Source organism: Stutzerimonas marianensis, assembly GCF_022810315.1.
GTDB classification, from domain to species: domain Bacteria; phylum Pseudomonadota; class Gammaproteobacteria; order Pseudomonadales; family Pseudomonadaceae; genus Stutzerimonas; species Stutzerimonas marianensis.
Genome location: NZ_JALGRD010000002.1, coordinates 13,123 through 27,555 on the forward strand (window position 1 = coordinate 13,123; position 14,433 = coordinate 27,555).

Annotated in this window: 14 protein-coding genes; 2 read left to right on the forward strand and 12 right to left on the reverse strand. The window is 62.5% G+C overall.

Annotation, left to right across the window (positions count from 1 at the left end; genetic code table 11):
• Positions 1-7 precede the first annotated feature (7 nt).
• The 7 genes from MST27_RS03045 to edd all read right to left on the reverse strand — a co-directional run bounded on the left by MST27_RS03045 (position 8) and on the right by edd (position 8,360).
• On the reverse strand, positions 8-853 hold the full coding sequence (locus tag MST27_RS03045) for a carbohydrate ABC transporter permease (RefSeq protein ID WP_243604548.1): 846 nt from the start codon (positions 851-853) through the stop codon (positions 8-10).
• Positions 846-1,772 (reverse strand): carbohydrate ABC transporter permease, encoded by a 927-nt coding sequence (locus MST27_RS03050; RefSeq protein WP_243604549.1) that lies wholly within the window; start codon positions 1,770-1,772, stop codon positions 846-848. The genes MST27_RS03045 and MST27_RS03050 overlap by 8 nt, the downstream gene beginning before the upstream one ends.
• A 158-nt stretch (positions 1,773-1,930) precedes the next feature.
• Positions 1,931-3,181, reverse strand: coding sequence for an ABC transporter substrate-binding protein (locus tag MST27_RS03055; RefSeq protein ID WP_243604550.1), 1,251 nt, complete (start codon positions 3,179-3,181; stop codon positions 1,931-1,933).
• Positions 3,182-3,341: 160 nt separating this feature from the next.
• Positions 3,342-4,802 carry an ATP-binding protein gene (locus tag MST27_RS03060; protein ID WP_275973056.1) on the reverse strand — a complete coding sequence of 487 codons (1,461 nt, stop codon included), beginning with the start codon at positions 4,800-4,802 and terminating at the stop codon, positions 3,342-3,344.
• The gene (locus MST27_RS03065) at positions 4,786-5,523 is read right to left on the reverse strand and encodes a response regulator (protein ID WP_243605037.1); all 738 of its coding nucleotides are present in this window, start codon (positions 5,521-5,523) and stop codon (positions 4,786-4,788) included. Before MST27_RS03065 ends, MST27_RS03060 begins: the two co-directional genes overlap by 17 nt.
• A gap of 36 nt (positions 5,524-5,559) precedes the next feature.
• Entirely contained in the window at positions 5,560-6,534 is a 975-nt protein-coding gene (locus MST27_RS03070) for a glucokinase (RefSeq protein ID WP_243604551.1), read from the reverse strand.
• Positions 6,531-8,360 carry a phosphogluconate dehydratase gene (edd, locus tag MST27_RS03075; RefSeq protein ID WP_243604552.1) on the reverse strand — a complete coding sequence of 610 codons (1,830 nt, stop codon included), beginning with the start codon at positions 8,358-8,360 and terminating at the stop codon, positions 6,531-6,533. Before edd ends, MST27_RS03070 begins: the two co-directional genes overlap by 4 nt.
• Before the next feature lie 123 nt (positions 8,361-8,483).
• Here edd and gap point away from each other — a divergent pair, with 123 nt between their 5' ends.
• Both gap and MST27_RS03085 read left to right on the forward strand, forming a co-directional pair.
• Positions 8,484-9,485 carry a type I glyceraldehyde-3-phosphate dehydrogenase gene (gene gap, locus MST27_RS03080; RefSeq protein ID WP_243604553.1) on the forward strand — a complete coding sequence of 334 codons (1,002 nt, stop codon included), beginning with the start codon at positions 8,484-8,486 and terminating at the stop codon, positions 9,483-9,485.
• Positions 9,486-9,516: 31 nt separating this feature from the next.
• A complete protein-coding gene (locus MST27_RS03085) occupies positions 9,517-9,996 on the forward strand; it encodes a methylglyoxal synthase (RefSeq protein WP_243604554.1) in 480 nt (159 codons plus the stop codon).
• Here MST27_RS03085 and scpB read toward each other — a convergent pair.
• The 5 genes from scpB to MST27_RS03110 are packed head-to-tail and all read right to left on the reverse strand — an operon-like array spanning position 9,993 to position 14,397.
• Complete coding sequence (gene scpB, locus MST27_RS03090) at positions 9,993-10,751, reverse strand: SMC-Scp complex subunit ScpB (protein ID WP_243604555.1); 759 nt, start codon at positions 10,749-10,751, stop codon at positions 9,993-9,995. The genes MST27_RS03085 and scpB overlap by 4 nt on opposite strands.
• On the reverse strand, positions 10,748-11,605 hold the full coding sequence (locus MST27_RS03095) for a segregation and condensation protein A (protein ID WP_476756124.1): 858 nt from the start codon (positions 11,603-11,605) through the stop codon (positions 10,748-10,750). The genes scpB and MST27_RS03095 overlap by 4 nt, the downstream gene beginning before the upstream one ends.
• A 42-nt stretch (positions 11,606-11,647) precedes the next feature.
• Positions 11,648-12,853: a tryptophan--tRNA ligase gene (locus MST27_RS03100; protein WP_275973076.1), complete on the reverse strand. Its 1,206-nt coding sequence runs from the start codon at positions 12,851-12,853 to the stop codon at positions 11,648-11,650.
• A 45-nt stretch (positions 12,854-12,898) separates the two neighbouring features.
• Positions 12,899-13,522, reverse strand: coding sequence for an L-threonylcarbamoyladenylate synthase (locus MST27_RS03105; RefSeq protein ID WP_243604556.1), 624 nt, complete (start codon positions 13,520-13,522; stop codon positions 12,899-12,901).
• Positions 13,519-14,397 (reverse strand): PHP domain-containing protein, encoded by an 879-nt coding sequence (locus MST27_RS03110; protein ID WP_243604557.1) that lies wholly within the window; start codon positions 14,395-14,397, stop codon positions 13,519-13,521. Before MST27_RS03110 ends, MST27_RS03105 begins: the two co-directional genes overlap by 4 nt.
• Between the last annotated feature and the right edge of the window lie 36 nt (positions 14,398-14,433).

A 14,433-nucleotide genomic window follows, 5' to 3' on the forward strand; every position in this document is an offset into this window, starting at 1 on the left:
CGTTCTCCTAGCCCTTGACCGCGCCGGCCGTAAGCCCGCGCAGGAAATACTTGCCGGCGAGGATGTACACCACCAGCGTCGGCAGCCCGGCGATCACCGCGGCAGCCATGTCTACGTTGTATTCCTTGGCACCGGTGCTGGTATTGACCAGGTTGTTCAGCGCCACTGTGATGGGTTGCGTATCGCCACTGGCGAACACGACCCCGAAGAGGAAGTCATTCCAGATCTGGGTGAACTGCCAGATCAGGCACACCATGATGGTGGGAATCGACATCGGCAGCAGGATCTTGCCGAAGATGGTGAAGAAGCCGGCACCGTCAAGGCGCGCCGCCCGTATCAGTGCGTCCGGCACACTCACGTAGAAGTTGCGGAAGAACAGTGTGGTGAACGCGAGGCCGTACACCAGATGGACCAGCACCAGCCCGGGCGTCGTGTTGGCCAGTCCGAGCTGCCCCAGCGTGAAGGACGCCGGCAGCAAGATGACCTGGAACGGCAGGAAGCAGCCAAAAAGCAGCAGACCGAAAAACAACTGGGACCCACGGAAGCGCCACATGGCGAGCACATAGCCGTTCAGCGCGCCCAGCAACGTGGAGATCACCACGGCCGGCACGGTGATCTTCACCGAATTCCAGAAATACCCACCGACCACGTCCCAGGCCTTGACCCAACCGATGACCGTCATCACGTCCGGCCAGGAAAGCAGGTTCCCGGTCCGGATGTCCTCGGGCGTCTTGAAGCTGGTCAGCAGCATCACGACCAGGGGCACCAGATACAGGGCCACTGCCGTGAGCAGTGTCGCGTAGATCGCCACACGGCTGAATGTCAGGCGCTTGCGCCCTACCAGACTACTCATGGCGCTTGTTCCTCAATTCCGAATACAGGTAAGGCACGACGATCGCCATCACCGCACCGAGCATGAGGATCGCGCTGGCAGCGCCAAGCCCCATCTGGCCACGCGTGAAGGTGTGTGCGTACATGAACATGGCCGGGAGATCCGATGCGTAGCCCGGCCCGCCTGCCGTCATCGCAGCGACCAGATCGAACGCCTTGATCGCGATGTGCGCCAGAATCATCAGCGCACTGAAGAACACCGGGCGCAGGCTTGGCAGGACGATGCGCAGATAGATGCTCGGCAGGCTGGCTCCATCGATCTGCGCCGCCCGTACGATCGACTGATCGACGCCGCGCAGCCCGGCGAGAAACAATGCCATGACGAAGCCCGACGCCTGCCACACCGCCGCGATCACCAGGCAGTACACGACGCGGTCAGGGTCGACCAGCCAATCGAAGCGAAAGCCCTCCCAACCCCAGTCACGCAGCATCTTGTCGATACCCAGGCCTGGATTGAGCAACCACTTCCACGCCGTGCCGGTGACGATCATCGACAACGCCATCGGGTAGAGATAAACCGTGCGGATGAAGCCTTCGCGCCGAATGCGTTGGTCCAGCAGCACGGCGAGCAATACGCCGATCACCAGACTGATCGAAACGAACAACCCACCGAATATCAAAAGATTCTTGCTGGCGACCCACCAACGGTCGTTATTCCATAGCCGTTCGTATTGCAACAGCCCGACCCACTTGTAGCTGGGCATGAAACGCGAGTTGGTGAACGAGAGCAGAAAGGTCCAGAAGATGTAGCCGTAGAAGCCGACCAGCACGATCAACATGCTCGGCGCCAGAACCAGCTTGGGCAGCCAGTTCTGCAGCGCGTCCAGCGGGGAAGCCTTCGGCAGCTTGGACGCCTTGGTGATGACAGCGGTTGAGCTCATGGTTGGCTCCCGGTGTATACAGAACGCATGACGCACCTCGAGTACCGTTCGACGGGCAAGACACTCCCGTCGCGGCTGATCACCGATCAGCCGCGGGGTTCCGATGCCAGGGCATCGCAGGGTTATAAAACGGGGTCGTGGAGCACGACCCTAAGGACCTACTGGACCGCCTGAATCGCCGCAGCCAATTGCTGCGCCGCCTTCTTCGGATCGGCAGCAGGGTCGTTGAAGAAGTTGGTGACCACGTCGAACACCGCACCCTGCACGTAGCTGGATGCCGCCATGCCGTGAGCCAGACTGGGCACCAGGCCCGGACCTTCAGCCGATGCCTTGAAGTCTTTCATCGACTGCTGAGCGCAGCTGTCGAATTCGCTCATGTCCTGGTCGAGCCGAACCGGAATCGAGCCCTTGTTCTGATTGAAGAACTGCTGAAACTCCGGTTCGAGAACAGTGCGAGCCAGATCTTGCTGCGCCTTGCGATTGTCTTCATTGCTGAGTTTGAACATCGCCAGCGAGTCGATGTTGTAGGTAAAGCTGCCCTGCGTTCCCGGGAACGGCACGCAGGTGTAGTCCTCGCCGGCGATCTTGTTCGCGGCCGTCCACTCGCTCTTGGCCCAGTCGCCCATGATCTGCATGCCGGCTCTGCCGTTCATGACCATCGCGGTGGCGCTGTTCCAGTCGCGCCCCGCGGCATCCTTGTCGACATAACTGCGCACTTTTTTCAGCGCCGCGAAAGCCTCGACCATCTTGTCTCCGGTCAATACGTCTCGATCCAGCTCGACGAACGCCTTGCGGTAGTCTTCCGGGCCGAGCACCGCGAGCGCGATGTCCTCGAACACGGTGCCGTCCTGCCAGGGCTGGCCGCCGTGCGCCAGCGGCATGAAACCGGCGGCCTTGAGCTTGTCGGCAGCGGCGTAGAACTCATCCAGCGTGGTGGGCGGCGTAGCGCCAGCCTTTTCGAACACTTCAGGATTGATCCACAGCCAGTTGACGCGATGCACGTTCACCGGCACGGCGACGTAGTCACCCTCGTATTTCATGGCAGTGGAAACCTGCTTGGGCAGCAGCTCGTCCCACTTGGCCTTCTCGGCCACCTCGTTGAGGTCGGAGAGCAGTCCCAGCTCACCCCATTCCTGAATGTCGGGGCCTTTGATCTGGGCGGCGGCCGGTGCGTTGCCGGAAACGGCGCGGGTCTTCAGCACGGTCATTGCCGCCTCGCCGCCACCTCCGGCCACGGCGAAGTCTTTCCAGGTATGGCCTTGCTCTTCGACCAGGCGCTGCAGCGTGTCAGCGGCGCGCTTTTCACCACCGGACGTCCACCAGTGCAGAACTTCGACTTCTCCGGCGTGAGCCAGCGGAACAAGGGATGCGAGGGAGACAGCAGTAACAAGACGATGTAGGGCGTTCATGGGTTTTCCTTTCTTGTTTTTATCAATGCAAGGCTTCGCTTGCGCTGCATCGATTCTAGGCGCGCCTGTTGGCGCGCCGGGTAACGAAGGGATATTGAAATGTCACCATCTCGTTACAAGCCAGGCAGCGCTGTAACAAGACCGCCGAGCCGGTGCTGATTCACCCCACCTCTCGAGGCAGGCTCAGCGTCACACGCAGCCCCCCCTCGTCCAGGTTGCGCAGACTGATCTCTCCGCCATGGGCATGCGCGATGTTTCGGGCGATCCCAAGACCCAGTCCGTAACCGGGCTGTTTGGTTGCCAGCCGAAAGTTGGGCTCGAATACCTGTTCAAGCCATGCCTGAGGAACGCCAGGCCCCTCATCATCCACATGGAGCATGAAGGTGTGCTTGTCGTCCTCGATCCGCAGATGGGCTCGTTCGCCATATTTCAGCGCGTTGTCGAGCAGATTGCCGATGCAGCGCTTGAGCGCCAGCGGTTTGCCCGCGTAGGGCGCAGCTGCCCTGCCCTGTACCGTCACTCGCCCGTTGCCATTCGACGCCAGATAGGGTTCCGTGACGCAATCAAGCAGCAGGTTGAGATCCAGCGGCTCGATGTTTTCATGGATGTCGGTGTCCTTGACGCACTGCAGCGCACCTTTGACCAACAGCTCCAGCTCGTCCAGGTCGCGACTGAACTTGCGCTGCAGTGCCTCGTCCTCGAGCAACTCGACCCGCAGGCGCAGGCGCGTGATGGGCGTCCGCAGATCATGGGAGATGGCGCTGAACAATTGGCTGCGCTCGTTGAGGTAGCGACCGATCCGCTCGCGCATGCTGTTGAATGCGCGACTGACCTCGACGACCTCGCTGCCACCGACTTCCGGCAGCAACTCCACTTCGCTACCCAGCGACATCTCCCGCGCCGCGCGTGCCAGCCGCTTGAGTGGCCGGCTTTGCCAATGCACCAGAACACCGATGAACAGGAGCAGGAAGCTGCTGGTGAACGCAATGAACCACAGTTGCTGGATCGGGATGACATCCTCTTCCAGACTCGCGTAAGGCGCCGGCATCAGCGAAGCGAGGTAGAGCCACTCGTTCGGTGCAATCTGAATCTGGGTCACCAGCACCGGCGGATTCAGCGGCTCCAGGCTCAATGCGTAATGCGCCCAGGACCGCGGCAGCTCGTCGAGCTTCAAGCCGCCGTTGAAGATGCGCAGGTCGTCGGGGCTGACGAAGCTCACCGACATGTCGACGTCCCGTCCGAGGCGCTCGCGCAGTACCTGATCGACTTCTGCCAGCACAGCTTGCTTGCGCTCGGTCGGTGGCAGAACCTGCATGTCCAGTGGCTTGTCGTTGAGCGATACGAAAAAACGCGTCCCGCCCATGCTGCGCAACTGGTCGAGGACCAGCGGCCGGTAGCCAAGCGGCAAGGAACGGAAATAGCTGACGCTGGCGGACATGGACTGCGCCACGCTGCGCGCGCTGGTGAGCAGGCCTTCCATCTGGCTCGCCCGCAGTTGCGACACCCAGATGAAGCTCGACAGCGCCTGCGCCAGTAACACCGCAAGCAGTGTCAGCAACAGCATGCGGCCGAGCAGAGATCGCGGCACCAGCGGCCAGCGGCGCTTAGCCAAGCGGATCATGATGGGGCGTGACCTGCGCAGCGAGGAGATAGCCGCTGCCACGAACGGTCCGGATCAGCCGAGGGCATTTTCCTGTATCGCGCAGGCGCTGCCGGAGCCGGCTGACTGCCATGTCGACGATGCGTTCAAGCGGCATGACCTCCCGCCCGCGCGTCGCATTGGCAATGGTGTCGCGATCGAGGATCTGCTGTGGATGGTCGAGGAACAGCTTGAGCAAGGCGAAATCCGCGCCGGACAGCAGCACTTCCTCACCGTCCTGGTGAAACAGTCGGTGGCTGACCATGTCCAGCCGCCACTCGTCGAACGCCAGCACGTCACTGCCGCTACGCTCATGTGCAAAATTGACCCGACGCAACAGCGCCTTGATACGGGCCAGCAGCTCACGCGGACTGAAAGGTTTGCCCAGATAATCGTCCGCGCCGAGCTCCAGGCCGATGACGCGATCAGTCTCGTCGGAGCTGGCGGTGAGCATGATGATGGGCATCTGGGCCAGCCGCTGGTGGCCACGCACCCAACGGCACAGGCTGAAGCCATCCTCGTCGGGCAGCATCACGTCGAGAATGACAAGGTCGGCGGCGTGACTGCACATGGCCTCGCGAAACTGCGCTCCATCGGCGACGGTCCGCACGTGAAAACCCGAGCGGCTGAGGTAGGCGTCCAGCAGCTCGCGGATTTCCTGGTCATCATCGACCAGCAGAATCGATCTTCCAGTCTGTGTCACTGGCATCCCTTCTCTTATTATCAGGTTCGAAGCGGGTCACTGCCCGCCGGGCGCGCCCTCCAGTAATGACTGCAGCGCGACGCCAGCACCTTCCAGCCCGGGGTATTCAGCCGTCACGACCCAGACCGGAACCTTGTCAAAATAGCGACTCATGCCCCCCTTGTCGCGAAAGCTTTGAGCGAAACCGCTGCGCGCGAAGAACTCCACGAAGCGCGGCACGATCCCTCCCGCGATGTATACGCCGCCCTGAGCGCCGGTCGTCAGGACATTGTCGCCGGCAATCCGACCCAACCATACGCAGAATTGTTCCAAAACCGATTTCGCGTAGGCATCGCCGTTCAACGCCGCGGCGGTGATCTCGGCGGGTGTCGTCAGGGTAGCCGCCTTGTCATCCAGGCTGCAGCTGGTTCGGTAGAGCTCCAGCAACCCGCCACCACTGAGCACCGCCTCGGCATTCACATGGCCAAGCTTCGCGTGCAGGCGCTCCCACAGCGCGGCCTCACGCCGACTGCCGATCGGCAGGCAGACGTGCCCACCTTCGCCCGGCAACGCCTGCCAGCGCCCGTCAGCCAGCGGCACGAGCGTCGCTACGCCAAGGCCCGTACCCGGGCCGATCACCAGCCGTGCCCGCCCAGGCGCCGACTGGCCTGGGCAGATATCGACGAGTTCGCCGGCCCGCAGACGCGTCATGCCAAGCGCCATCGCCGAAAAATCATTGATCAGCAGCAGTTCGCTCAGCCCCAGTTCCTTGCAGAACGCCTGCCGACTCAGGCGCCAGTGGTTGTTGGTAAAGACGAACTCGTCGCCCGACACCGGGCCGGCACACGCCAGGCAAACCGCCTCGAGATCCTCGACTTCCTGGCCGACGCCCTTCAGGTAGGCACGGATCGCATCTTCCGGGCGCGGATACTCCTGGGTTGGCAACACGCGCACCGAGTCGATCCGCTGATCCCGCCAAAGCGCGAATCGCGCGTTGGTTCCACCGATATCTCCCACGAGTGCCGTTTTCACTTGAGCGCCTCCAGCCCCTCGGTAAACACGCTCGCTCCCCGTTCGGCCGGGCTGAACGCGGCTCGCATGAAGCCGAACAGCTCGCGACCGCAACCAATTCCGGGGTCTGTCGGCGCCTTGACCTGATCGCGGGCGTCGAATTCGGCCTGATCGACCAACACACGCAGCTCGCCGGTTTCACCGTCGACCCGGATCAGGTCGCCGTCTCGGACTCGACACAAGGGCCCGCCGTCGAGCGCCTCCGGGCTGACGTGAATCGCCGCGGGCACCTTGCCGGACGCTCCGGACATCCGACCATCAGTGACAAGCGCGACCTTGTGTCCGCGGTCCTGCAGCACGCCGAGAAAGGGTGTCAGCTTGTGCAGCTCCGGCATGCCATTGGCCCTGGGCCCCTGGAAACGCACCACAGCGACGAAGTCTCGCTCGAGCTCGCCGTTCTTGAAGGCCTGCGCCAATTCGGTCTGATCGCTGAACACTCGGGCCGGCGCTTCGACCACTCGATGCTCAGGCGCCACGGCGGAAATCTTGGTCACGCCACGGCCGAGATTCCCCTCCAATACCCGCAGCCCACCTTCCGGGGAAAACGCGCGCTCGACAGGCCGCAGGATCGCCTCGTCCAGACTGCTTTCGGGGCCTTCTCGCCAGACCAGCTTGCCATCCTCGAGGAAGGGTTCGCGGGTGTACTGCCTGAGGCCCTGACCAAGAACCGTATAAACATCCTCGTGCAGCAAACCGGCATCGAGCAGCGTACGGACCATGAAAGGCACACCGCCGCAGGCATGGAAGTGGTTCACATCGGCCTGACCATTGGGGTAGACCTTCGCCAGCGTCGGAGTAACCGCCGAAATGTCCGCCATGTCCTGCCAGGTCAACTGGATACCGGCGGCCTGTGCGAATGCGGGGATGTGCAGGGTATGGTTGGTCGAGCCGCCAGTGGCATTGAGCGCGACGACCGAATTGACGATCGATTTTTCGTCGACAACCTTGCACATCGGTACGTAGTTGCCCGATTGGTTCGTCAGCCGCGTGACCTGACGGGCCGCTTCACGGGTCAGCTCATCGCGCAACGGCGTGTACGGGTTGACGAAGGACGAACCCGGCAGGTGCAGCCCCATGATTTCCATGACCACCTGATTGGTATTGGCGGTGCCGTAGAAGGTGCAGGTGCCGGGACCATGATAGGAAAGCATCTCGGATTCCAGCAGTTCCTCCCGGCTGGCCTTGCCTTCGGCATAACGCTGGCGAACCTCGGCCTTCTGCTTGTTAGGGATGCCGGATGTCATCGGCCCGCCCGGCACGAAGACCGTTGGCAGGTGGCCGAAACGCAGGGCGCCGATCATCAGGCCCGGTACGATCTTGTCGCAGATACCCAGATAGAGCGCACCGTCGAACATGTTGTGCGAGAGCGCAACCGCCGTCGCCATGGCAATCACCTCACGGCTCGCCAGGCTGAGCTCCATGCCGGCCTCGCCCTGGGTGACACCGTCGCACATTGCCGGCACGCCGCCGGCAAACTGGCCGACGGAACCCATATCGCGCAGCGCTTCCTTGATGACGTCCGGGAAGTACTGGTAGGGCTGATGCGCCGAGAGCATGTCGTTATAGGCCGAGACGATCGCGATGTTGGCCTCGTTCATCAGACGCAGGCGCTGCTTGTCTTCCTGCGACCCGCATCCGGCCACGCCATGTGCGAAATTCGCGCACTGCAGCTTGCCGCGCTGCGGGCCCTGACTCGCGGCCTCGGCCATTTGCGCCAGATAACGCTCCCGCGTCGGCCGGCTACGCTCGATCAATCGTTCGGTGACTTCCTGAATCCGCGGGTGCATGCCAATCACTCCTGCTCTTAATCTGTAGTTTTACAAACAAAACATAGCGCCACTGGGCTTGATTTCTATTTTGACAGGAATAATCTTGTAATTCCCACAACAAATTCCGCCCAGGACCCTCGTATGACTATTCGTATCGCCATCAACGGCTTCGGCCGTATCGGACGCAATGTCCTCCGTGCCCTGTACACGCAGGACTACCGCAAGCACTTGCAGGTCGTCGCGATCAACGACCTGGGCAGTAGCGCGATGAACGCGCACCTTTTGCAGTACGACACCGTCCACGGCCATTTCGACGCATCCGTGGAGGTTGCCGACGACAAACTGACCGTCAATGGTGACGAGATCGCGGTATCGGCGATCCGCAACCCCGCCGAACTCCCCTGGCGCGCGCTGGACATCGATGTGGTGTTCGAATGCACCGGCTTGTTCACCTCCCGGGACAAGGCCAGCGCCCATCTCCAGGCCGGCGCCAGCAAGGTGATCATCTCGGCACCGGCCTCCGGCGCGGATGCGACCATTGTCTACGGCGTGAACCACGACAGCCTGCGCCAGTCGCACCAGATCATCTCCAACGCCTCCTGCACGACCAACTGCCTGGCACCGGTGGCCCAGATCCTGTCGGGAGCATACGGCATCGAACATGGCCTGATGACGACCATCCACGCCTATACCAACGACCAGAACCTTTCGGACGTCTACCACAGCGACCCATACCGCGCCCGCTCGGCAACGCAATCCATGATCCCGACCAAGACCGGTGCGGCCGAAGCCGTTGGACTGGTCCTGCCGGAGCTCGCGGGCAAACTCACCGGCATGGCCGTACGCGTACCGGTCATCAACGTCTCGCTGGTCGACCTGACACTGGAATTGAGCCGCGAAACCACCGCCGACGAAGTCAACGCCCTGATGCGCGAGGCCAGCACGAATTCGCCGATCCTCGCGTGCAATTCACTGCCCTTGGTGTCCTGCGACTTCAACCACAACCCGATGTCGTCCATATTCGACACCAACCATACGAAGGTTAGCGGACGCCTGCTGAAGGTAATGGCCTGGTACGACAACGAGTGGGGTTTTTCCAACCGCATGCTCGATACCTGCCGAGCCCTGCACGAGGCGCCTTGATCTCAATCGCCAGGCAGACACAGGGACGAACATGAACCGCATCGACTTCATCACCGCGACGTTGTCGGCTCGCAAGCGCATTGCGCTAGTGGCACACGATCATTGCAAGGCGCGCCTGCTGGAATGGGCGCAGCGCCAGAAGGATCGCCTGGCGCGGCATGAGCTGGTCGCCACTGGTACCACCGGGCTGCTACTCGGGGAGCATCTGAATTTGCCGGTCGAGTGCATGATCAGCGGCCCGCTCGGCGGCGATCAGCAGATTGGTGCGCGCATCGCCGAGCGTCGAATCGACATGTTGGTGTTCTTCTGGGACCCCTTCGAACCGCAGCCCCATGACCCGGACGTCAAGGCGCTACTGCGGGTCGCAGCGGTCTGGAACATTCCCCTGGCGGCGAACGAAAGCAGCGCGGATTACCTGCTTTCGAGTCCGTTACTCGACCAGGCACACCCACTCCAAGTGCCCGATTACGACAACTACCTGCTGGCTCGCCAAACGAAGAAGGACCCTTAGTCGCGGGATTCCCCGTCCGGCAGCGCCTCGTCATCGACGCTGTCCTCGCGCAGGTCGTCAAAGTCCGTCTTGAGGCCGACCTCCATGCTGTCCAGCTCGGCCAGCAGGCTGCGGAAGCTGGTCTGCTCGCGCGGCGCATCGGCTTCCGAGGCCAGGTCGGCACGTGCCTGCAAGCTTTCCGGTACAGGCGCATCCTCAGGATCGACAAGCGGTTCGGGCTCCATCTCACGCAACACAGCCAGCGGCGGGAGTTCGTCCAGATTGCTCAGATTGAAGTAGTCGAGAAACTGCTTGGTCGTAGCGAACATCGCAGGTCGCCCCGGCACGTCACGATGGCCGACCACCCTCACCCACTCACGCTCCAGCAAGGTCTTGACGATCTGGCTGTTGACCGCAACCCCACGGATCTCCTCGATCTCGCCGCGCGTGATGGGCTGGCGATAGGCGATCAATGCCAAGGTTTCGAGCAATGCACGCGAGTAGCGCTGCGGCCGCTCCTCCCACAAACGTCCCACCCAGGGCGAGAAATTCGCGCGAACTTGCAGGCGGTAGCCGCTGGCCACTTCCTTCAGTTCGAAAGCGCGCCCCTTGCACGACTTGTCCAACACGTCCAAGGCCTTGCGCAACAGGACGGTCGAGGGGCGCTCTGCCTCGTCGAACAACTCGGCCAATCGCTCGAGCGACAGAGGCTTTCCGGAGGCCAGCAGCAGCGCCTCGAGCAACGAGGCCAGGTCCTTGGGATCGGAAAGGTTCACAGGCTTGCCTCCTCGGCCGGCTCCGCCATGGTTGGCGATTCTTCGCTGCGCGTACGCACGTGGATGGGTCCGAACGGCTCGTTCTGCACCAACTCGACGAGCGATTCCTTGATCAGCTCCAGTACCGCCATGAAGGTCACTACCACGCCGAGCCGCCCTTCCTCGACACTGAACAGTTCAACGAATGGGACGAACGCGCCACCCTTGAGGCGCTCCAGCACATCGCTCATGCGCTCGCGCGTCGAGAGGGTTTCACGTGTCACCTGGTGGCTCTCGAACATGTCGGCGCGCCTTAGCACCTCAGCCATGGACACAAGCAACTCCTCGAGCCGCACGTCCGGCAACAGCTTGCGCGCTCGGGCATCGGGAGCCTCGAGTCGAGGCACGTGCAGTTCTCGGCCAACACGGGGCAGCTGATCGAGGTTTTCCGAGGCGAGCTTGAAACGCTCGTATTCCTGCAGGCGCCGGATCAGCTCGGCTCGAGGGTCGTCCTCGTCTTCCTCGGCTTCGGCCGAACGGGGCAACAGCATGCGCGATTTGATTTCCGCGAGCATGGCCGCCATCACCAGATACTCGGCCGCCAGCTCCAGGCGGACGGCTTTCATCAGCTCCACGTAGCCCATGTACTGGCGAGTGATTTCGGCGACGGGAATGTCGAGGATGTCGATGTTCTGCTTTCTGATCAGGTACAGCAGCAGGTCCAGCGGCCCCTCGAACGCCTCCAAGAAGACCTCCAGCGCATCCGGCGGGATGTACAGGTCCTGCGGCAGCTCATTGAACGCCTCGCCGTAGACCAGCGCCAACCGCAACTGCTCGCCTGCCACGGGCCCTTGCGGCGCCTGGGTATCCTGCATGTCTGCTCCAGAAATATGCGGACCTCGGGACGGCCGCTCGATCTATCGGTAGTTGATGCCCATGGCCTGACGCACGACCACGAGCGTTTCGCGCACTTCATCGCGGGCCTGCTCAGCCCCCTCGGCCAGAATGCTCCGCACCAGGTCCGGGTTCTGCTCGTAATCGATCGCGCGCTCCTGCAAGGGCGCCAGTTCGGTCTGAATGGCCTCGATCAAGGGCGCCTTGCATTCCAGACAGCCGATACCGGCGCTGCGGCACCCCTCCTCGCTCCAGCGGCAGATTTCGTCGCTGGAATGGTTCTGGTGCATCTGCCATACCGGACATTGGGTAGGCTCACCCGGATCATGCCGGTGCACGCGCGCCGGGTCGGTTGGCATCCGTCGGATCTTTCCCTCGATCTCTGCCGGCGTATCACGCAGGAAGATGGAGTTGCCGGACGACTTCGACATCTTGCCGCCATCCAGCCCCGAAACCTTCGGCGTATCGCCCAGTAACGCCTGGGGCTCAGGAAGCAGGAGTTTGCCGCTGCCTTCCAGATATCCGAACAACCGCTCCTGATCACCCAGGGTAATGGTCTGCTGATCCTTGAGCAGCGCGCGAGCGGTATTCAGCGCCTCGAGATCGCCCTGTTCCTGATAGCTCTTGCGCAGGCTCGAATACAGCTTCGACCCTCTCTTGCCGAGCTTGCGTATTGCGGCCTCGGCCTTGGCCTCGAAGTCCTCTTCGCTGCCGTACAGATGATTGAACCGCCGCGCCACGTCCCGAGCGAACTCGATATGCGGCAACTGATCCGCACCTACCGGCACTACGCCCGCCCGATAGGCCAGGATGTCGGCGGCCTGAAGCAAGGGATAGCCGAGAAACCCGTAGGTCGACAGGTCCTTGTGCTGGCCGTCGAGCTCAAGTTCTTTATAGGACGGCACACGCTCCAGCCAGGATAGCGGGCAGATCATCGAAAGCAGCAGGTGCAGTTCGGCATGCTCGGGCACCTGCGACTGGATGAACATGGTCGCCGAGCTGGGGCTTACGCCAGCGGCAAGCCAGTCGATCGTCATCTCGTGCACGTTGCGCGCTACCTCTGGCCCGCCGGCGTAGTCGGTGGTCAGGGCGTGCCAATCGACGATGCAGAAGAAACATTGGTACTCGTGCTGCAACCTGACCCAGTTCTTCAGCACACCGTGGTAATGGCCCAGGTGCAGGCGGCCGTTGGGCCGCATGCCGGACACCACCCGTCGCTGTGAATCCATGGAACTCAAAAGGGTTTCCTTCGTTCGAGAGAAATAGCCGTACTGTCAGGCGGTGAAAGGCGCCGGATCACCGCAACCGACGCGGACGACTTCGGGGTCACCGTCGACCAGGCTGATGACGGTGGAAGCTTCGACGCCACCGTACCCGCCATCAATGATCAGGTCTACCTGCCGCTCGAGCGCATCGCGTATTTCATAGGGGTCGCTCATCGGCTCGGTATCGCCGGGCATGATAAGGCTCACGCTCATCAGCGGCTCGCCCAGCTCGGCCAGCAGCGCCTGGGCGATCGGCTGAGCCGGCACCCTCAACCCGATGGTGCGACGCTTGGGATGCAGCAGCATCCGCGGCACCTCGCGGGTGGCGTTGAGAATCAGCGTATAGGGTCCCGGCAGGTGGGTCTTGAGCAGCCGAAAGGCGGCGGTATCGACCTTGGCGAACAGGCCCAGCTGCGACAGGTCGCGGCAGACCAGGGTGAAGTTGTGCTTGTCGTCGAGTTCGCGCAAACGGCGAATACGTTCGATACCGGCCTTGTTGCCCATCGAACAGCCAATGGCGTAACAGGAGTCGGTGGGATAGACCACCACGCCGCCGTTGCGGATGATTTCCACGGCCTGCTTGATCAAGCGGGACTGCGGGTTGTCTGGATGGATCTGAAAGAACTGGCTCATGACTCCTCCTGCTCGGCCACCGCTATCGCCGGCCGCTCCTCGAAACGCGCCCACAGCGGCGAGAGATCCTCCGGCAACGCGCGGTAAAGCCCGAGTTCTGACCAGTCCCCCGGTGCATGAAAATCGCTCCCCACGCTTGCCATCAGCCCAAACTCGCGCGCGAGGATCGACAATCCGCCGACCTGTTCCAGCGGCTGCAGGCCGTTGACCACTTCCAGCGCATGACCACCGGCCTGCGCGAACTCCGCCACGAGGCGCCGCCGTTTGCTGCGAGTGAAGTCGTACTGCCATGGATGGGCCAGGCTGATCCAGGCGCCGGATTCGGCGAGGACTCTGACCGTATGATCGAGCGTCGGCCAATGTTGCTTGACGTCGCCGAGCTTGCCAGCCCCTAACCACTTGCGGAAGGCTTCCGCTCGATCACGCACGTGCCCGGCACGCACCAGAAATTCGGCAAAATGCGGTCGCGCCGGTGCGTTACCGCTGTCACCCAGCTCCTGCTGCACCGCCCGGGCCCCTTCGAGCGCGCCCGGCATTCCTTTCGCGGCCAGTCGCTCGGCAATCAGCTCGGCGCGCCGCCAGCGACCCTCGTGCAGTGTTTCGATGGCGCGGGCCAGCGGTAACGCGTCACGCTCGAACGCGTAACCCAACACATGGATGGTCGCGCCGTTCCAGAGGCAGGACAGTTCGATTCCGTTGACCAGCCGCATCCCCAGCGACTCGGCCGTCGCGCGAGCGTCATCCAGACCGTCAAGGGTATCGTGATCGGTCAAGGCCAGCAGCTCGACGCCGCGAGCGTGCGCGCGTTCCACCAGCACCGCGGGCGCCAGCACGCCGTCGGACGCGGTGCTGTGGCAATGCAGGTCGACATTCATTTGGTACGCGTTCTCCTAGGGGGTTGCGGCACACAG